This is a genomic window from Loigolactobacillus rennini DSM 20253 (assembly GCF_001436505.1).
GTDB lineage: Bacteria > Bacillota > Bacilli > Lactobacillales > Lactobacillaceae > Loigolactobacillus > Loigolactobacillus rennini.
In genome coordinates, this window is record NZ_AYYI01000015.1 from 1 (window position 1) to 19,533 (window position 19,533).

The window sequence follows — 19,533 nt, forward strand, 5'->3', positions numbered from 1 at the left end:
AGCAGTCACACCCCTTCCTGAACCACGGTTTTCATAGAACTTTTGACGTTACCTAAAATCATTATTAGTGGGATGAATCTTAGCGAAGGACTATTTAGAATTAGTACTAATACGATTAAAGACTATCATGGTCACTCTTAAAAAACAATTGCAGTCAAACTAATCTATCTTTTTAATCAATTAATTGATATGTTTTTCTTACGCTATCCTTAGCTAAAAACGCTAAAAATTTTGTCACTAATTCACTATGGGAGGTTCTTTTATTATAAACTGTATAAATAACTCTAGTTCGACTAGGAATATCTAATGGCACTTTAACCAAATCAAATGGCTGTAGAAATGATGTGTTCGCACAAACACCAATTCCTTGACCAGAAGCAACTAAACCAGCAATTCCAACTTCATCAATAGATCTTGTATCAACTGCCGCTGGTTTAATACATTTAACTACATTATTTGCAATTGTTTCACCTAAAGGAATGTCATTTGTGTATGTTATTATTTTCTGATTATTTAACTGGCTTAATTTAACTTGCTCCAAATGTGCCAAAGGATGTTCTTTTTGTAATAGAATTATAATATCTTCCGTATAAAATGGTGTGAAATGCAAACCTTCATAACCGCTTTTATAAGAAGAAATTCCAATGTCATACCGCCCATCTTGAATTCCTTCTAAAATTGGAATAGAGGCTTTACTGAATAAAATAAAATGGGCTGTTTCATTAATATTCTTTTTGAAATCTCGTACTGTTTTAGGCAAGGTAGTCCCAAATGTTGTCGGTAAACACGCAACACGAAGTGTATTAGCAGGCTTTGCCAACATTTTATTGGCTTCTGCAATTCCTTGATCTAACGTATCCAGTGTGTTACAAACTGTCTTATAGATTAATTGCCCGTACTTAGTCAGTTCAATTTGATGCCCCCTTTTATTAAACAATTTGCCACCTAAATCTTCTTCAAATGCCTTCATGGAATTACTTAAGCTTGGCTGACTAATAAACAATTTACTGGCTGCTTTAGTGTATTGTTTTTCGTCAACAATAACACGAAAATATCGCAATTGATTTAAGTTCATAATTGTTATCCCCATTCTAAACAAATAAAATTAACCGTAACAATAATGCATGTTTAAAAGTTAGGCAACAATTGTACTAAAAGACAACGAGTTTTTAAAAACCTAACTTACATGAATGTGGAATGGCATTATTTGTTAAATCTGATTTTATAACCTGGTTAAAATGGCGTACAGTTATGAAAGTTAAGTAATTCACATATACTTATATAATAACGCTTTCACATTTAAATATAAACCAATTATGTTTTTAGCAATCAAGTAAAAGCACCATTAAAACAACCTATCGCTGACAAACAAAAAAACTCAGTGCTTCATTGCACTGAGTCAAAAATCTTTAAGATGCCGCGGTTTGTTGGTCATCAGCAAATTCAATTTTAATTGTTTTAGTTAGTAGATCAGCGTAACTATATGAAACTCTTTCAAAGGCGTTTTCTTCTTGGTCTAGGTCGATGACGAAAACAGAAGGGTAAGTTTCATGTAATGTGCCTTTGCGCTTAGTCACCTTTTTACGACCTGCTTGGGCGATGACCATCATCTTTTCTCCGATTTTACTATCGAGATTTGCTTTAATGCTCGCTAGTGTAATTGGCATCTGCTTCACCTCTTCTTAAGATAGAGACTAGTATAGCATAAATCAAATAAATTTGCAATTATACCACAAGCTATTATGTTACGCAACAAAAATCAACAATAAAATTCTAAAGATTTGGATTGTCCCCGATAGCATTCGTTAAGCGGACAAAATCAGTAACTGACAATCGTTCTGCACGTACCCCGGGGTCAATATCCACTTGCTTTAAAACAGCAGTTAACGCTTCTTTAGTGGCTGCTGTTTTGCCAAAAAGTGCTAATAAGTTATTCCACAAACTTTTGCGCCGTTGTGCAAAACTACCTTTGACAACGCGCGTAAATAGTTGCTCATCAGCAGCAATATTGATTTTATTTTGACGGCGAGTCAAAGAAACAATTGCCGAATCAACTTTAGGCTGTGGCATAAAGGCTGTCTTAGGCACTGTCAGTGCTAATTTAACCGCCATTTGGTACTGAATGGCTATTGATAATGACCCATAAATTTTGCTGCCAGGTGCTGCTGCCACTCGGTCTGCCACTTCACGCTGCATCATCACCACAATCTGGCTAAACGCCACACCACTTTCAAGTAAGCGCAATAAAATTGGTGTGGTAATGTAATAAGGCAAATTAGCCACTACTTTAATGGCATGTTGGCCATCAAAATTTTGACGGATTAAAGTTGCTAAATCACTTTTTAAAACATCTTGGTTGAGGACTTTCACATTGGTGTAGGTAGCTAAAGTCTCTTTCAATACGGGCAATAATCGCTGATCAATTTCAAGTGCTAAAACTTGGTGAGCATTTTGGGCTAATTGCTCCGTCAAACTGCCAATACCAGGACCAATTTCCAAAACATCATCCGCCGAGCTTAAATTAGCAGTCTGCGCAATGTCCTGCAAAATTGTCGGTGCCGTTAGAAAGTTTTGCCCTAAACTTTTTTTAGACGTTAACCCATATTTTGCCAAAATTGCATGTGTCCGTCCCGGATCACCAATCGGCACTTGCTTATTTATCATTCAATGCTTCCTCTCTGTCCACTTGCGCAACAGCTTGCTTAAAAGTAGCTAAAGTAATGCGAAATAACTGCAACCGTTTATACAGTTGTTTCCCATTGGGATAGCCAATATGCAGTAAATCGCCTAACCGATGCCGTCGTTGTTGTGCATGTTCATCTACCACGAGACGTGCTCGCCACAAATCTTGTCTTGAAATTAGTACTGGTGTCGCTGCAGTTGCTGTTGTATATAAATTGGCTAAAGCCGCTAAAATAGCTTGATCACTAGCATGCTCTACACCTAAGCTGCCGTGTTGCTGGGTTGGTTGTGCTTGTTTTGCAGGTAAAAAAGCTTGTTTAACACCTGGCACAGCATCAGCGATCAAATGGCGGATTCGTTCACCGGGTACATCCGGATCAGTGAGCACGATCACACCACGCTTTTCCTGTGCTAAAGCAATTTGATTCAACACCACTTGGTCTATTGCCGCACCATTGGTTTCAATGGTATCTGCTGCAAGTACTTCATGCAGCCGTTTGGTATCATCCCGACCTTCCACGACGATGACTTCTTTAATTTTATCTTTCATCATGCTTGCACCTTAAAAAATTGAATTGTGTTTTGATAAGTTTGATCTGCAATCTCTGTCACACTAGTATGACGTAATTTAGCAATTGCCTCCACCACATAACGTGTATATCCAGGTTCATTTTGTTTGCCTCGATATGGCGTTGGCGTCAAATAAGGTGCATCCGTTTCAACCAATAACCGGTCAATTGGAATAGCACGTGCTGCTTGGTGTACTAGTGGCGCATTTTTAAAACTGACGACACCACTAAAGGAAATCATCATTCCCAAATCTAAAAATTTTCGCAACCATTCTGTACTGCCATTAAAGCTATGCATGATGCCGCCATAACGCTCCACATGCGCTGCCTTAAGGATCGCATAGGTATCTGCCATTGCATCCCGTGTATGAACTGAAATTGGCAAATGATAAGCTTGCGCCAACTCAATTTGCTTACGGAATAAATTTTGTTGCTGTTGATGGTGTTCTTGATCCCAATGGTAATCCAGACCAATTTCGCCCAGTGCGACAACTTTGGGTTGTTGTAATTGTGCTGCTAGTTTTTCTTCTTCCTTTGCCGAATAAGTGAGAACATCTTCAGGATGCCAGCCAATAATGGCATACAAATTAGAAAAACGATGTGCCAGCGCCAAAGCACCTTGATTAAGTTGCGCATTAGAACCAACAATTGCCATTTTAGTGACACCTAACTGCCGGGCATGCTCAATATAAGCTGCTTCTTGACCGGCAAAAGGCGTATCGTTTAAATGCGTATGTGAATCAAAAATCTGCATAAAGTCCTCCTTGGCTTGACACCACTTATCCGACAATAGCACCGGCAGGAATTGTAGAATCAACTGTCAACAACGTGACTTTGCCTGCCGCTTCAGATGACAGTAGCATACCTTGACTAATCTGTCCCCGCAATTTGCGCGGCTTCAAATTTGCCACAATAATGACATGTTTGCCCACCAATGACGTGTAATCAGGATAGAATTCAGCAATACCAGACACAATTTGCCGATCAGCACCATCACCAGCATCCAATCGAAATTGTAACAATTTATCTGCACCGGCAACTTTTTGGACTTGCTTAATCACAGCAACTTTTAGCTCTACTTTATCAAAGTCCGCAAACTTTAATTGTTTTTTAGTCGACGCTAATTTAGTCTGTGTTGGATCCCAACTAGCTGTCGTTTTTTTCTTTGCTTGATCCTTTTTATTTGTACCAACAGTTAGTTTCATCTGCGCTTTAATGTAGGCAATTTCATCGTCCATTTTCAACCGTGGAAAAATTGGTTTGCCTTTAGCAATCACTTTAACATTAGCTGGAAAATAACCAAATTTAAACTGCCGAGCATTGGCATCTGCAAAATCTAAGCCTAATTGTGCAAAAATTTTCTTTGGTGCATGAGTCATCACTGGTTGCAATAGCAAAGCGACAATGCGCAAGCTTTCAGCTAGGTGGCCTAAAACACTGTCCAATTGTTTTTTAGCCGTTGGTGTTTTTGCTAAACGCCAAGGTTCTGTTTCGTCTATATACTTGTTAGCCCGGCCAATTAAACGCCAAACTTCCGCTAATGCATCAGAAAAATGCAGTTCATCCATTAATTTAGCGTAATTTTTCAGCACTTCATTAGCTGTTCCCACTAAATCAGCATCATAATCGGTAATATCAGTGGTAATGGGTGGTACCATTCCTTGGTTGTACTTATTGATCATCGCCACTGTCCGGTTCAATAAATTGCCTAAATCATTGGCTAAATCATAATTAATCCGCGCGATAAAATCTTCTGGCGTAAAGACACCATCGTGACCAAAAGGCAGCGCGCGCATCAGATAATAACGCAAAGCGTCTAAACCGTAGCGTTTAACTAACATTTCCGGATAAACGACATTACCTTTAGACTTAGACATCTTACCATTTTTCATCAGTAACCAGCCGTGACCATAAATTTTTCGTGGCAGTGGCAAGTCCAAGGCCATTAAAATAATCGGCCAATAAATCGTGTGGAAACGCACGATTTCTTTACCCACCATTTGTACATCAGCAGGCCAATACCGCTTAAACAATGCATCATCAGTTGAACCATACCCCAATGCGGTAATGTAATTAAGCAACGCATCTACCCAAACATAGACCACGTGTTTATCATTGCCTTTAATCGGAACGCCCCAATTAAAGCTTGTCCGGGACATTGCCAAATCTTCCAGCCCGGGTTCAATAAAATTCTTCAACATTTCATTTTTACGAGAAGCAGGCTGAATAAAATCAGGGTGATCGTGATAATATTTCACTAATCGATCAGCGTATTTGCTCATTTTGAAGAAATAGGATTCCTCTTTAACTAGTTGCACTTCATGACCGCTTGGCGCTTTACCACCAATCACATTTCCATTTTCATCCCGGTAAACTTCAGCCAACTGTGATTCGGTGAAATATTCCTCATCAGAAACTGAATACCAACCTTCATATTCGCCTAAATATACATCGCCTTGTTTAATTAAACGATCAACAATGTTTTGCACGGCTTTAACATGTTCTTCATCCGTTGTCCGAATAAATTTATCATTTGAGATTTCCAGTAGCTGCCATAATTTTTTAATATCAGCCGCCATGTTATCCACGTAGTCCTGGGGCTTAATCCCCATCGCTTCAGCTTTTTGTTCAATTTTTAATCCGTGCTCATCTGTCCCGGTTAAATAAAAGACATCATAACCAGCTAAGCGTTTATAACGTGCTAAGACATCACAAGCAATGGTGGTGTATGAATTCCCGATGTGCAAACGCCCTGATGGATAATAAATTGGCGTTGTGATATAAAAAGTTGGTTTCGTTGCAGCTGCCATATGACATTCCTCACTTATATAATTAATTTTTATGCGCATTTTTAGATATACAAAAATTATAGCACAGAACACGGTGCTTTACATGCCAGTATCAGCGTTTTAATCACCTTTTAACCACCGCTACTACTAAAAAAAGTGTGTTTTCATGTCATTAAATCACATAAAAACACACTAAAAATTTAAGCATTTGAACTGAGTTGTAAAGCCGCTAAATATTGGCGCAGCTTTTGACTTTGAATTTGTCCAGGTGCAGAAGCAGCACCAACCGTTCCAAAAGTCAAACAAGAATCAAAAACTTCACCGCTAATGCGAGTCACTTTGCCTAAATCACCCATGGCCATGGTAATCAACGGACAATTGAGCTGATCTTTCATCGCATTAGTTGCCCAAAGTAATTTGAGCACATCTTGTGCGCTATGCGGCATCACAGCAATTTTAGCAATGTCTGCTCCCAGTGTTGCCATCAACTTTAAACGCCGTTGTATCTCTGTAATCGCTGGTGTTTTAGTAAAATCATGATTACTCATAACTACTTTAATCTGTTGGTGCTGAGCTGCTGTTATCACTTGTTGGATTTGCTCCGAATCATGAAATAACTCAACATCCAATAAATCACCTAACGATTTTTTAACCAGATGATGCAAAAGCTGAAAGTAAAATTCATCTTTTGCTGGCTGCTGTCCACCTTCGGCATGCGTTCGAAAGGTTAGTAAAAGCGGCAAATCAGCTAATCGCTGCCGCAATTGAGTAGCTGCAGCATCAACTTGATCAAAGTCAGTGACAGGCGCAAAACAATCCAAACGCCATTCAACTAAATCAGCATTAGTCGCATTAATTTCAGCGGCTTGCGTCAAAACTGCTGGCAACTCTTTTCCAGTAATTGGGACAGCAATTTTAGGCCGACCACTACCTAAGGTCACATTTTTTACTTTAATTGCTTGCATTCGCTCATCTCCTATGCTTGCGCATCATTAAATAATAATTGGCGAATATAAGCTACTGGCATATCTTTGCCAGTCCAAAGCTTAAACGCTGCAGCACCTTGTTCAAGCATCATGCCCAATCCGTTAAAAACATGTTTAACGACACCTTGTTTCGCAATCCGCATTAATTTAGTTTCCCGCGGCGCATAGACAGTATCAAACACAATCATATCTTGATGGAACCAGCTTGGATCATTGACTACCGCAACATCTTCTAGTGGCTTCATCCCACAACCAGTAGCGTCAACGTAAATGTCGCTGGCAGCGATCGCTTCTTTTAACTCAGTCTGATTTTCTAAATGATGTAATGTTGCGTGGCAATCAGTCTCTTGATTAATTGTTTTAACATTTTTTTCGGCTTGTGCCCATTGGCTATCATCTCGGTTGAATAGCGCAATTTCTTTAACTCCATCTAACGCCGCCTGAATGGCGATCGGCGTGCCAGCACCACCAGCACCCACTAAAGTCATTTTTTTGCCCCGAATATCCAAGCCTTCATCAGTCAAAGATTTCATGAAGCCAATGCCATCTGTAGTGTACCCTGTTAGTTTGCCGTCATCATTAACGATTGTATTGACAGCATCGCATAATTGTGCGCTTTTATCCAGTTGATCTAAATACGGAATCACTTTTTGTTTATTGGGCATTGAAATGTTCGAACCACGCATGTCTAGAATTCGGATTGCCTCAATGGCCTTTTCTAAACGATCGTTTCCAACTTCAAACGCTAAATAGGCATAGTTTAATCCCAATTTAGCAAAAGCATTGTTATGCATTGTAGGCGACATCGAGTGTCTGATCGGTGTTGCCATCAAACCAATTAAAATAGTGTGTCCATCAATTTGTGCCATCATAAAACGCTCCCTTTTATTTATCTGATTTTTGATTAAATTGAGCCGCTGTCATTCCAGCAACATAGCCGGAAGCAATAGCCCAGCTATTCATCATGCTCGGCATTGAATCGTGCCCATTAGCGCCGCCAACAACTTCACCAGCACCAAAAAGGTTAACTATTTTGGTCCCGTTTTGTTGTTCTAAGCGTAGATCTGATCCTGCTGTAAAGCCACCTAAACTAGTTGCAAAGCGATCACGTTGCTCAATTACATAATACTTAGTACCAACATAGCCATGTAAATATTGCGGCTGACGGTGAAATTGCGGATCTTTACCAGTTTTTGCATACTGGTTATATTTTTGAACTGTCTGTGTTAAACCAGCTACATCAATTCCTGCTTTTTGTGCCACTTGTGACAAAGTTCCTTTAACTAAAATCGGTGAACTTTGACCAGCTTTAGCAAAATAACTTTCTATTTCTGTTGCCGTAAAATCATGCAATAACAATAATTTGTAAAAAGCATCCCAAGTACGTTGGTCCATTACCAAAAACGCAATCTTATCCGTTTGCTGCAAAATAGCATCACGCAAATCCGCATAAACTGCGGATTCGTTCACAATTCGCTGGCCTTGCCGATTAACATAAATCGCTCCCATATCTGTTGCCTGTTTAGAAGCATAAGTTGTCAACTTAGCAATTCCTGGCGTCGTTTCAACACCGTGTGGATACACTTTATACCAATCCAAATGCTGTGTTTTCAACTTTAAAGGCGCCAAAAACTGATAAGCATCTCCGGTAGATGTCATGGGGCCATAATAATCTAATCCTGCATTGACTGCTGTCCGCATTTTTGTGTTAGCACCATAACCGCCAGACGCCAAAATAATTGCTGGGGCTAATACACGAACTATTTGGTGTTTACTTTTGGCAACGATCCCTTTAATCTGTGTCCCTGTTTGAATTAAGTTTTCTACCCGGGTATCTAAAAGAATTTTACCCCCCTTTTTAACAAAAGCAGCCGCAACTTTTTGAATCAATTCATAGCTGCTGGAAGTTGGTAGTTCAATCTGACGTTTGACTGAATGTTCTGGCGTTTGTGTCTGTGCCTGACGGTAATCTAATTGCGCAAAATCACTGATAAAATCAATGGCTGCACCAATTTGATTAGCCATCAATGTGGTCAATGTCGGTGTATTAGTCTGGTGTGATTCGCGCGTGACATCTGCCACTAATTTTTGCGGCGAATCTTTCTTCGCTAAAGTCGATCCAAAAATACGTTGGGCAGTTTTAGAACCGGTAGCGGTAACATTTGATCCGTTAAAAATGGTCGCACCACCTAGGTAACCGTTCTTTTCAACTAAAATGACCCGCTTACCTAAGCTTAACGCGCGGCAAGCAGCTACCAAACCCGCTTCACCGCCACCAATGACGACAACATCTGCCGTAAACGTTTTGGGACCTTCACTAACCTTTTTTTGTGGCTTCCCTTTAAGTTTAACATGTGCTGCTGTCAACGCATGTTTACTGGCTGTTAAAATCCCCTTACTCATCACCGTTGCCCCACTAATCGCATCCACATCGAAACTTTGAGAGTTCAAAATTTGGTTATGCAATTTAGCAAACACTTGATTAAAAATACCGGGTGTTTCAGAATGATGTACCACTTGGATGTCTTTTAACTGCTGCTGAGCTACGTTGAGTTTTAACTCAATGGGACCATTATGCCCCTGTGCTGTTGCTTTAATTTGTTTTTCATCTGTTGCCATTTTAATTCCTCCTATTTTTGATGGTGCTTAAGTGCATATTGTCGCCGTCCACCTGGTTTAGGAATCATATCTTGCATCATAATGCTCAAACCACCATCAACTGGCACTTCTTCACCATTGGTATAAGCTGAACGTGCACTAGCTAAAAACAATACAGTGTTAGAAATATCCGTTAAATTACCAATCCGTTTGCTAGCCACCAAACGACTACGGCCTTTTTCAACTTCAGGATCCTTATAAAAATCCGCAGATAAAGGAGTTTTCACTAATGCAGGCAGCACACAATTACTACGAATTCCAAATTGGCCCCATTCTGCTGCCATTTGCTTAGATAATAAATTGACACCAGCCTTAGTGGTACTATAAGCACCAGAATAGGTTTCTGGAAATTGTGAGGCAACTGTTGAAATGTGTACCATTGTCCCTTGCCGCTGTTTAATCATCTGCCGGCCAAATCGTTGTGACGTTAAAAAATAGCCAGTTAAATTAACATTTAATTGCTGCTGCCACTCGGCCAAACTTAAATCTTCTAATGGCGAAAAACGTAAAATGGCAGCCGTGTTGGCCAAAATATCCACATGTCCAAATTGAACTAATGTTTGCTCAACCGCACGATCAACTGCCTTTTCATCCGTTGAATTACAAACTAGCGGCAAAACAGAAGTCCCATACTGTGCTTTAATTTGCTTTGCTAAAGTTTGTAATTTTGTGCGCGCAATATCTAACAACACTAATTTAGCACCTTGCATGGCAAAGTCTTGACTAAATTTTGTCCCCATACCACCAGCAGCACCAGTGATAACAACCACTTTATCTTGTAAACCTAACCAATCTGACATCTACTAACTTCCTTTCTAAACGACTGATAGCATTTCGGGCCAAGTATCCGCTAAAACTTGTTTGGTTTTCCGGTATGTGTCATTTGCTGTCCAGTTAATTCCTTTAGCTAGTGCCCGATCAGATACCACCTCAACGCCAATCACTTGTGGCTGCACGCCCGCAAGCTTAAGCATTCGAATAAATTTTGAGCTAACCGCCGCGCCATCTCCAGGAGCCAAACGATCATGCATAGATTCCGCACGCAAAACCGTCGGTGCATAAGCCCGCTGATTAACATCGTCTAACTGAATTGCTACTACACGCTTGGCCTGCGCTGTTGTCAAAGAATCAACCGGATGTTTTGCACGCGCCCAGTGCCAAACATCCAGCAAAAGTCCCGTATTTGGACAACCAGCTTGTTGTAAGATTTGCCAAGCTGTCGCTAAATCTGGTATACCGCTATAAGGCACCGGCTCAAGGGCAATGATTAACTGTCCAGTGCGCTGACATAATTCACGTAATTTTTGCGCGACATAATCAATCGGATAAGTTTCCAACAATCCAGTATTAATCCGATTAACTTGAAATAGTTGGCACATATGAAAACAAATCTGCTCTTTATATTTTTGCAAATACGTGCGTGGTTCCTCACACCATTGCACAATGTATTCCACTTCTGTACAGCGTAAGTGATAACGCTGAAGCAACACTAATAGATCGTCGTCAGTTAAGCCTTCATTTAACGCATCAACATAATTTTCAGCACGTAGGCCGATTCCTTGATACCCAGCTGCCGAAGCAGCCACACACCGTTGCTCAAAAGTACAATGGCTGCCTAACGTCCATGAACTCATAGTAATCGGTGGTTTACCTGTCACATTAATTCCTTCTTTACAACTAATTCATTCATTTATCTCTATAAATCAAATATAGATCAATTGTTATAGCGCGTCTAATTGATTATTTTGTTTAAATTGATATAATTATTCTATTGATAAAAGTGTTAAAAAGGAGTCGCAAATGAATTTTCAGCAATTACAATACCTTGCAATCTTGGCACAAACAGAGAATTATACACAAGCAGCCAAAATGTTACACATTACCCAGCCTTCTTTAACTTACGCCATCAAAAAATTAGAAGAACAAGTTGATTTAACTTTATTTAAACGTGTTGGCCGCAATGTTCGACTCACCAATAGTGGTCGAATTTTTGTCAAACAAAGTATGAAAGCAATTAATACTTTAAATCAAGCGGTAGAGCAGGCAAAAGAAGCTGAAAAGCCACAAGACATTATTAAAATCTCAACTTTACGTTCGTTAAGCACTAGATGGTTGCCCTTTTCATTGAAAGAATTTTTAAGCCAGTACCGAAATCGTACAACACCGAAATTTCAGTTCACTAGTGGCGCTGTTTTATCTCAAACAATTGTCAAACAATTACGTGCTGAGCAAATTGATATTGGTTTTTGTTCCAAAATCGACAACCTAGCGGACATTGAATACTATCCAGTGTACGAGCAGCAATTAAAATTCATTACGCCGCTAGGTCATCCTTTAGCAGCAAAAAAAGCAGTTAATTTAAAAGATACCTTAGATTACCAATACATTACTTACAGCAAAGCAGCCGGTTTACACGTGGCATTAAACCAGTTATTTTCGATTTGTGGCGGCCGACCGCAAAGCCGTTTTTCTGTCGATGAAGACGAAATTGTTGCCGGATTAGTGGCGGCAGGTTTTGGCGTCGGCATTGTGCCAGAAATGAATCTTTTAGCAACTTTACCACTTAAACAGTTACCGATTGTCTTTCCTAAATACCGGCGCTTCATCTACATGGCAACTCTTAAGGCACATTACCAATCACCTGCCGCAACCCGTTTCATTCATTACATCAGACAGACAAATCACATTCACTATTAAGGTGGCTCGTGATTCGACTAGATTGACACCGATTACATTCAATAGAGAAGATTAATCAATTCACCAAAAAATCTGAATTAGACAAAGCTATCATCTTGACTTATATTGAAATTGTTAATCGGTTTCATACACAATTGTTAAGGAGGCTCACGATGAAACAAAGACATTATCTTGGCGCAACTGCCAGTATTTATATAAATTATGCGTTAGTCGGTATGATCACTATCATCCTGTCGCAATACAGCACCTATTTTCAAAAAAGTTGGCACACTGATATTAAAGGAATTTCCATTGTTTTAGCCGTCGTTGGTTTAGGCCGGATTTTGACGATTCTATCCGCAGGCGTGATTTCTGATAAAATTGGCCGCAAAAAAACACTATTAATCGCTTTAGTAGCTGATATTATCTTTTTACTAGGCGCTGCTTACGCGCATAACTTATTGATGGCCTGCATCGCTGCATTATTTTTTGGTGTCACTAATTCTTTCGGCGATGCCGCTGGCTACCCAGCTTTAACCGATGCCTATCCCAATAAATCGGCAACCATGAATTCATTGGTTAAAGCAGCGATGTCACTGTGTCAATTTCTCTTTCCCTTCTGGGTAGCTGCCGTTACTGATGCACGTTTAACCGCAATAGTGTTAGCGCTTGCGCTAGCTGCTAACATTTTATTGACCCTGGTCAGTCCCTTTGCACCGCACGAAGAAACGCCACAAAAAAATAAAGTCAGCACCGAAAATGCTACTGCCATTCAACCACAAACAAAAGGGCAACAACCAAAGATGGCAATTGATGGGGCGTTATTAATTGCCTTAGGTTTCACCATCTGTTTTACTTTCTATGTTTTTTCGCAATACTTACCTAACTTCGGCGTCAACGTTTTAGGTGTCTCTGCTAGCACTGCCAAAACCTTAGTTTCTTGGTACGCAATGGCTTCTTTGATCTCTGTTTTTATCACGGCAATTGCCGTCACAAAAATTAAGCGCTTAACGCTGATCATTATTTATACAGCGCTATCAGCAGCTGGTTTATTTTTAATGTTACTGAAGCCGTCGTTATTAACTGCTAGAATCGGCAGCCTTGCCATCGGCTTTTTTGGTGCAGGTGGAATTTGGCAAGTTGGTTTGTCCATTCTGACCAGTTACTTTCCCAAGGGTCACGGTAAATTAACGAGTTATTATAGTTTTATGGCTGCTGTCACTTACTTTTTAGGACCACTATTATCTAGCTTTGTCATCAGCACTACTGCAGCGAGTGTTTTAACGGTTTTTTGGATCACGGCAGTCGATACCGTTATTTCCGTTGTTATCACATTATTATTAATCCAACGGCGGCAGCACTTAACATTACCACATAATTAGTTAGAAGCAAAAAAATCCAGCAACTGAGTTAAATGCTCAGTTACTGGATTTTATCATTTACAACATTATTAAGATGATCGCCAAGCACAAGTCATTTCGTGATCATTAACCGCACCCACACTTTGCATAAAGGCATACATCGAAACAGGACCAACAAATTTAAACCCCCGCTGTTTTAAGTCTTTTGCAAGCTTAGCTGACAACGGCGTCTGGGTCGGTGCTGCATGCTGCACAGTGACCACATGCTTAATTGGGTAGTCCCCTACTGCAGGCCAAAAATAATTTGCAAAGCCATGATAAGCAACGCTTACCTTCAAAAAAGCACGGGCATTACTAACCGTTGCTTCTAATTTACGACGATTGCGAATGATGGCTGGATTCTGCAAAGCTGCGGTGATTTCATCTGACGTCATCGCTGCCACTGCGACCAACTGGTAATCATGAAATACACGGTGAAATGCTTGCCGTTTATGCAATACTGTGGCCCAACTTAACCCGGCTTGATAAGTTTCCATACATAACCGCTCAAACAAAGCCTGGTCGGTATAAATTGGTTTACCCCATTCCTGATCATGGTACGCTTGCATTTCTGGACTAACATTTGCCCAGTGACACCGCTGAATTGCTGTCATCACAGACGCCTCCATTAAAATAAATCCATTTGTTGAGGTGCTAGGCCTTTAAATTCTAAGCCCAATAATTCTTGGAGACGCAACGCATTATCTGCAGCATCCCCACCAGAATTATTATTAAAAATCACACAAACCTCCTGTGCTTCACCCGTTAAACGCCGAATATCATACGCAAAATTCTTTAATTCATTATCATTATAACGCCACAAAGTTCGTTTCCGGCGCCAATCTTTACCTTGATTAGCCCAACCGGCAAAATTCCGACCGTGCAAGCGCAACACCGCCAATTGATTGGTTGCAACTGGAAAATAGGGTGTACTGCCAGTCGGCGTCTGTGGCTCATCAACGATGACATGGCTAAAATTCAGCTGCCGTAATAAACCCAGCATTTGCTGTCGATAAGCTTGTTGGTACCAAGCTTGGTTGCGGAATTCCACCGCAGCTGGCAAATCACCTAAATAATGCCGCACCCGCCGCAAATAACGAACATTCTCCTGAGTAACGCCAAAAAAAGGCGGAAATTGCAGCAAAATTGTTTTCAATTTCCCAGCCGCAACCAACGGCGCGCTACTTTGTCTAAAATGCATGAAAACTTCTGCTTCATCCGTTGCACCCACAGCGGCAGGCTCACGATGTCGCGTCATCACTTGGTTAGCTTTAACAATAAACTGAAAATTTGGCGGTGTTTCTTGCACCCATTTTCTAAATGAGCTTTCCCTAGGAATCCCATAAAATGGCGTATCTAGCTCAACACAAGGTAAAAATTGTGCGTATTCAGGTAACGTTAATTTACGTTCTTGGCCTTCATGCAATAAGCTGCCATGCTCGCGCCAAGTTGTCAATCCAATTGTAATCATTGCCTAACACCCCATTCCAAACTAATAGCGCTGAAATCGGCGAACAATTTGGCATTCGCGCTGATTTAATTGCTGTCCCAGTTCATCGACTAAATGTTGTCCATTCAGTCGATAATGATAACGTGTTTGCCGCACACTATAGCCTAAAATACCACATAAAAAAGCACCGAAAAAAACACGTGTCCGCGTGATGGTTAACCAAAATAATTTTAAGGACAGCCCACCAACTAAAATTCGCCAAATTAAATAAGCCAACAAGCAATCCAGCCCAACTTGCAGCCAACGCAAATAGCGTAACCGGTGGGTAATCATTTTAATGGCCAATAATAGATCTTCATGCGTCATGGTCTAACTTCTTTCAGCACATTAACCAAAAGGTTTCCGCGCAATTGCTTTAAAATAACCGTGATGTTCAATGTCTTGCTTCAGATCCGCCATGGTAAATTGATGGTAAAAAGCGCGGTATCCTTGATCGGCTAAAGTAAACAAATCAGTTAACGTCTCTTCGATGTTACGATTGATGTCACTACCATCACCAACAGCACTAGGACTGCCAGTTGTAAAGCGTGCATAGCTAATGGCCGGTGGAATCGTTAAATCGTATAATTCACCGACATTGATATCAATTAACCGGCGATCCAATTGATAACCGCCATTTTTACCCACGATGCCACGGATGTAATGTTGCTTGTGCAAAACGGATAAAATATTACGAATCATCACTGGATTCGTGGCCATAGAGACAGCAAGCTCGCGACTGGATACCAAACGGGGTTGTTTTTGTTCTAAATAAAGTAAACTGTGAACAGCTACTGAAAAATCCAGACGCATTTTTGTGCTTCCTTTCTTAAATCAGATACATTTGAAAATAATTTGTGCCATAACAGTTTGGCAGCAGTCTCCTTCTAACAAACGTTAGCGCTTGCTTACAGATACATCACTAGGCCAATGGTTTGACCCAAAAATCAATTAATTGTTCATCCTTAAAATTAGTAATGTAACACTGCTTTTTCCCTGACAACGCCGGTGTAATCAACCGCTTAAAGTCTGGGACAACACCTAAATTATCTTCACGGGTTAACCAGTCAATTGGAAAGAAATTTAATAACCCTTCACGCATTTGCTGCGGGTAAGCTGTTTGTGGCAGTCGGTCAAGTTTTGCCACCGCTAAATAAATATTATTGATGTAACGACCATCAATAAACCAATCGATGACTCCGGCAGGCGCTAATTGATAATCACTAGCCGCAATGCCGGTCTCTTCAGCAATCTCACGTTTAGTGGCTGTCACTGCCGTTTCACCGGGTTCTACTTTTCCACCAATGCCATTCCACTGCCCTGGGTAAGGTGGCTTCAACCGATTTAAAACCAATAATTGTTCTTGATAACGAATCAACGCTAAAGTATATTTATAAGTCATTGTTGACATCCTTTTATCATTTAATTGAAGAATGGTGCTGCAATTTTTGAATGACATGTGCTTGATATTGCTTGGTTAACAGCATGGTTGAGCGATACCAATCAGTTAAATAAGGTGCCAACTGTGGATCCTTTAACTGCGCACATTGTTGCTTAATCACTTGATGTTCCCGAGTGACATCAGTTAACGGTAACTGTTGCTGATATTTTTGGCTAGCAATTTCTTTTGCGATCGCTAAACGCCGTTCAAATAAAGCCGTTAACTGCGTATCAATCTGATTAATTTCTTGGCGCTGCGCTTCTAACATGCTGAATGATAACCTCTTATCTAATGCTTTATTAATTTTATTTTAATAAACTTAGCACTTTAAAACAAGTTCTGCCTAAACACAACCCTTACAATGCTTGAAAAACCTGTTGTGCATCAGCTTGAATCATTTCAAATTTGAAAGGTAAACGTAACCGCTGTTCATTAATTGCGACAATTTGCGTATTCGGTTGCGCATAGTTAACCAACATTGAAAATGGAGCAACTTGAAACGAAGTCCCACAAATGATGATTAAATCAGCTTCGCCAACTGCAGACACTGCCTGACTAATCGCCTGCTCAGGCAAAGCCTCACCATACAAGACAATGTCGGGACGTAAAATTCCACCGTCTTTTTCATGCCGATCGCTTTGTAAATATTGTTGGTAATTAAAAGTTTGGTGGCATTTCTGGCAGTAAATTCGGTATAAATTACCGTGGAACTCGACCACATGTTTTGCGCCTGCCTTTGCGTGCAAACCATCAACGTTTTGAGTGACAATCGTGCCTTTTTCATTACTGATTGCAGCCATTTTTTCATGGATCACATTAGGCTTGGCATCAGGATAATACATACTTGCTTTAACAAACTTATAGAAATCTTCTGGATGATCCCGTAAATTGTCTTGGCTCAATAAATATTCCGGGTTTTGGTGGCCGGCGTATAACCCATTTTTAGAACGGTAATCTGGAATGCCAGAAGGGACAGAAACACCTGCTCCCGTTAGAAAGGTGACATGATTTGCTTTTTCAATTGCTTGTTTTAAATCAAACATCTTCTCGTCTCCTATCTCATTAATAAATTTTATTTCTAATCGTTAAACTGATGACGTTTAGCGGATTAATAACGGCAAGTGCTGTTTTTGCAGAAAATCAGTCATTTTTTGACCATAAATTTGTTTAAAAAAGTCAGCACGTTGTTTTTCAGCTTGGGGAGCGGACAAAACAAAGGTGTTTTGTTGATCGTTTTTGCCTAAACCAATGTAGGCAGAGCGCTTATTATCGCGCAAAGTTAACTCCGAATGTAAAATTTGAAAGAGTTGCCGTACTTCTAAATGCGTTTGTCGCTGTGAAAAGACGCCATCTAACGTGACAAATTGATTGTGATGGGTCTGTGCTAAGCCAACGTTAGCCAACCACTGATCAAAAGCAGCAAATAACTTGACCACAGCTCGCCTCAAGGTAAACGGCGAATCAATCGGCTTATCTGCTAGGATTTGGTACAACTGTTCAGCACCTTGGTAAGCTATGGGATAGCGCGCTGTTAACACTTTTTTCGCAGTAGCTAGCTGTCCTTGGTAAAATACCAATGCATCCAATAACGTTAAAGTGCGAAAAATAAGTAGGCGGTCATTTTTAGCCGGATCTTCCGGTGGCACCACCGTTTCAATTCCCTTTAAATACTGTGCTTGTACCGTGTCATCAATGATACCCCGTTGCTTTTGCACAGCAACAATCGGAACGTGAACAGCAGCGTGATAAAGTTCCACCGCAGTTGCTTCTAATTGTTGGTCCAAATCATGATCATGTGTGGTTAAATTAAAATGGATTTGTGGATAATGTTGCTGTGACAATAATAAATGAAGCAGTTCATGAGAAGCTGTGTAGTCAATATTCGTGACGTCCGCCACAACGACTTTTAAACTACCGTCGGCACTACGTTCTTGGTAAGATTGATCATGCCGCAAATAGCCAGCCCGATCACTGCCAATTTCAAGCGTTACCGGTGACTTGGCTAATTGCTTTACCTCAGTTAATAATGTCTTCACTGTAGCTGAAAATTTTTCTGTCATAAGTTCATACCTTTCCCATCTCGATGGCTGTCAGGTTGCTAATGGCCAGTCTGACTATATTCTAGCAAAGCAAACCCTGCTTGTGAACTGAATGACAGTTTTTGTCAATCTACACCCTAAAGCGCTTTCGTGATATACTAAACATGTACACCGTTTTAATTCAAATAAACATCACGCACTAACTTTAAACTATCACTAATGGAGGAAAAGGCAATGGCAGAAACGCAAAATGTTCTTTTATATTTAGTCCAAAGTTTAGATGGTTATATTGCTGAACATGATGGCGGTATGACTTGGCTGCAACAACTTAACACCACCGAGGCAGATAACGCCTTCCAAAATTTTTACAATCGGGTTGATACCGTGATTATGGGGCGGAAAACCTATACCCGCGCCATACAGCGTGCTGGCAGTTATCCTTATGCAGATAAGCAAAGCTTTGTTTTTTCAACTACCATGCATGATGCAAGTGAACGCGCAACAGTAGTTGCAGGCGATGTTGTTGAATTTGTCCGCCAGCTAAAACAGAAAAAAGGCGGCGATATCTGGCTAGTTGGTGGCCCTGACCTGTTTGCAAAATTACTCAAAGCACATGAAATTGACAAGCTGATTATTTCCATTGCACCAGTTTTACTGGGCGATGGCACACCATTACTACGGACAAACTTAAAAGATGTCCCACTAAATCTGATGAAAACTAAAAAAATTGGTCGTTTAGTGGAACTGACTTATGCAGTGGAAGAACAATAAAAGGGATTAAAACAAGCCGGATGATTTCAAAAT

The 19,533-nt window shown here is 40.4% G+C and carries 22 protein-coding genes; 3 read left to right on the forward strand and 19 right to left on the reverse strand.

Annotation, left to right across the window (positions count from 1 at the left end):
* Positions 1-172 precede the first annotated feature (172 nt).
* The 11 genes from FC24_RS02105 to FC24_RS02155 all read right to left on the reverse strand — a co-directional run bounded on the left by FC24_RS02105 (position 173) and on the right by FC24_RS02155 (position 11,342).
* Positions 173-1,075, reverse strand: a complete 903-nt coding sequence (locus FC24_RS02105; protein WP_057873223.1) for a LysR family transcriptional regulator — start codon at positions 1,073-1,075, stop codon at positions 173-175.
* A 334-nt stretch (positions 1,076-1,409) separates the two neighbouring features.
* Entirely contained in the window at positions 1,410-1,667 is a 258-nt protein-coding gene (locus tag FC24_RS02110) for a Veg family protein (protein ID WP_057873224.1), read from the reverse strand.
* A 106-nt stretch (positions 1,668-1,773) separates the two neighbouring features.
* Entirely contained in the window at positions 1,774-2,664 is an 891-nt protein-coding gene (gene rsmA, locus FC24_RS02115; RefSeq protein ID WP_057873225.1) for a 16S rRNA (adenine(1518)-N(6)/adenine(1519)-N(6))-dimethyltransferase RsmA, read from the reverse strand.
* Positions 2,654-3,235, reverse strand: a complete 582-nt coding sequence (gene rnmV / locus FC24_RS02120; protein ID WP_057873226.1) for a ribonuclease M5 — start codon at positions 3,233-3,235, stop codon at positions 2,654-2,656. Before rnmV ends, rsmA begins: the two co-directional genes overlap by 11 nt.
* Positions 3,232-4,005, reverse strand: coding sequence for a TatD family hydrolase (locus tag FC24_RS02125; protein WP_057873227.1), 774 nt, complete (start codon positions 4,003-4,005; stop codon positions 3,232-3,234). The genes rnmV and FC24_RS02125 overlap by 4 nt, the downstream gene beginning before the upstream one ends.
* Before the next feature lie 25 nt (positions 4,006-4,030).
* Positions 4,031-6,100: a methionine--tRNA ligase gene (gene metG, locus FC24_RS02130; protein ID WP_268872293.1), complete on the reverse strand. Its 2,070-nt coding sequence runs from the start codon at positions 6,098-6,100 to the stop codon at positions 4,031-4,033.
* 140 nt (positions 6,101-6,240) lie between these two features.
* A complete protein-coding gene (gene aroD, locus FC24_RS02135) occupies positions 6,241-7,005 on the reverse strand; it encodes a type I 3-dehydroquinate dehydratase (RefSeq protein ID WP_057873229.1) in 765 nt (254 codons plus the stop codon).
* A gap of 11 nt (positions 7,006-7,016) precedes the next feature.
* Positions 7,017-7,898: a shikimate dehydrogenase gene (locus FC24_RS02140; protein WP_057873230.1), complete on the reverse strand. Its 882-nt coding sequence runs from the start codon at positions 7,896-7,898 to the stop codon at positions 7,017-7,019.
* 13 nt (positions 7,899-7,911) lie between these two features.
* Positions 7,912-9,645: an FAD-dependent oxidoreductase gene (locus FC24_RS02145; RefSeq protein WP_057873231.1), complete on the reverse strand. Its 1,734-nt coding sequence runs from the start codon at positions 9,643-9,645 to the stop codon at positions 7,912-7,914.
* Positions 9,646-9,656: 11 nt separating this feature from the next.
* Complete coding sequence (locus FC24_RS02150; RefSeq protein ID WP_057873232.1) at positions 9,657-10,484, reverse strand: SDR family NAD(P)-dependent oxidoreductase; 828 nt, start codon at positions 10,482-10,484, stop codon at positions 9,657-9,659.
* A gap of 15 nt (positions 10,485-10,499) precedes the next feature.
* Complete coding sequence (locus FC24_RS02155; protein WP_057873233.1) at positions 10,500-11,342, reverse strand: sugar phosphate isomerase/epimerase family protein; 843 nt, start codon at positions 11,340-11,342, stop codon at positions 10,500-10,502.
* Between the two features lie 142 nt (positions 11,343-11,484).
* On the opposite strand from FC24_RS02155, the gene FC24_RS02160 reads away from it, so the two are divergent.
* Positions 11,485-12,381 (forward strand): LysR family transcriptional regulator, encoded by an 897-nt coding sequence (locus tag FC24_RS02160; RefSeq protein ID WP_057873234.1) that lies wholly within the window; start codon positions 11,485-11,487, stop codon positions 12,379-12,381.
* A gap of 152 nt (positions 12,382-12,533) precedes the next feature.
* Positions 12,534-13,742 (forward strand): MFS transporter, encoded by a 1,209-nt coding sequence (locus tag FC24_RS02165; protein WP_057873235.1) that lies wholly within the window; start codon positions 12,534-12,536, stop codon positions 13,740-13,742.
* A gap of 68 nt (positions 13,743-13,810) precedes the next feature.
* Here the strand turns inward: FC24_RS02165 and FC24_RS02170 are convergent, their stop codons facing one another.
* The 8 genes from FC24_RS02170 to FC24_RS02205 all read right to left on the reverse strand — a co-directional run bounded on the left by FC24_RS02170 (position 13,811) and on the right by FC24_RS02205 (position 18,750).
* A complete protein-coding gene (locus tag FC24_RS02170) occupies positions 13,811-14,374 on the reverse strand; it encodes a DNA-3-methyladenine glycosylase I (protein WP_057873236.1) in 564 nt (187 codons plus the stop codon).
* 14 nt (positions 14,375-14,388) lie between these two features.
* Entirely contained in the window at positions 14,389-15,231 is an 843-nt protein-coding gene (locus FC24_RS02175) for a DUF72 domain-containing protein (protein WP_057873237.1), read from the reverse strand.
* Positions 15,232-15,252: 21 nt separating this feature from the next.
* Positions 15,253-15,576: a hypothetical protein gene (locus FC24_RS02180; RefSeq protein ID WP_057873238.1), complete on the reverse strand. Its 324-nt coding sequence runs from the start codon at positions 15,574-15,576 to the stop codon at positions 15,253-15,255.
* Positions 15,577-15,597: 21 nt separating this feature from the next.
* Complete coding sequence (locus FC24_RS02185; RefSeq protein ID WP_057873239.1) at positions 15,598-16,062, reverse strand: RrF2 family transcriptional regulator; 465 nt, start codon at positions 16,060-16,062, stop codon at positions 15,598-15,600.
* 109 nt (positions 16,063-16,171) lie between these two features.
* Entirely contained in the window at positions 16,172-16,651 is a 480-nt protein-coding gene (locus FC24_RS02190) for an NUDIX hydrolase (RefSeq protein WP_057873240.1), read from the reverse strand.
* Between the two features lie 16 nt (positions 16,652-16,667).
* Positions 16,668-16,958 carry a chorismate mutase gene (locus tag FC24_RS02195; RefSeq protein WP_057873241.1) on the reverse strand — a complete coding sequence of 97 codons (291 nt, stop codon included), beginning with the start codon at positions 16,956-16,958 and terminating at the stop codon, positions 16,668-16,670.
* Between the two features lie 88 nt (positions 16,959-17,046).
* Complete coding sequence (locus FC24_RS02200) at positions 17,047-17,733, reverse strand: NAD-dependent protein deacylase (RefSeq protein WP_057873242.1); 687 nt, start codon at positions 17,731-17,733, stop codon at positions 17,047-17,049.
* Positions 17,734-17,790: 57 nt separating this feature from the next.
* The gene (locus FC24_RS02205; protein WP_057873243.1) at positions 17,791-18,750 is read right to left on the reverse strand and encodes a hypothetical protein; all 960 of its coding nucleotides are present in this window, start codon (positions 18,748-18,750) and stop codon (positions 17,791-17,793) included.
* 213 nt (positions 18,751-18,963) lie between these two features.
* Between FC24_RS02205 and FC24_RS02210 the strand changes: the two genes are divergently transcribed.
* Positions 18,964-19,500, forward strand: a complete 537-nt coding sequence (locus FC24_RS02210; protein WP_057873244.1) for a dihydrofolate reductase family protein — start codon at positions 18,964-18,966, stop codon at positions 19,498-19,500.
* The last annotated feature ends 33 nt before the right edge of the window (positions 19,501-19,533 follow it).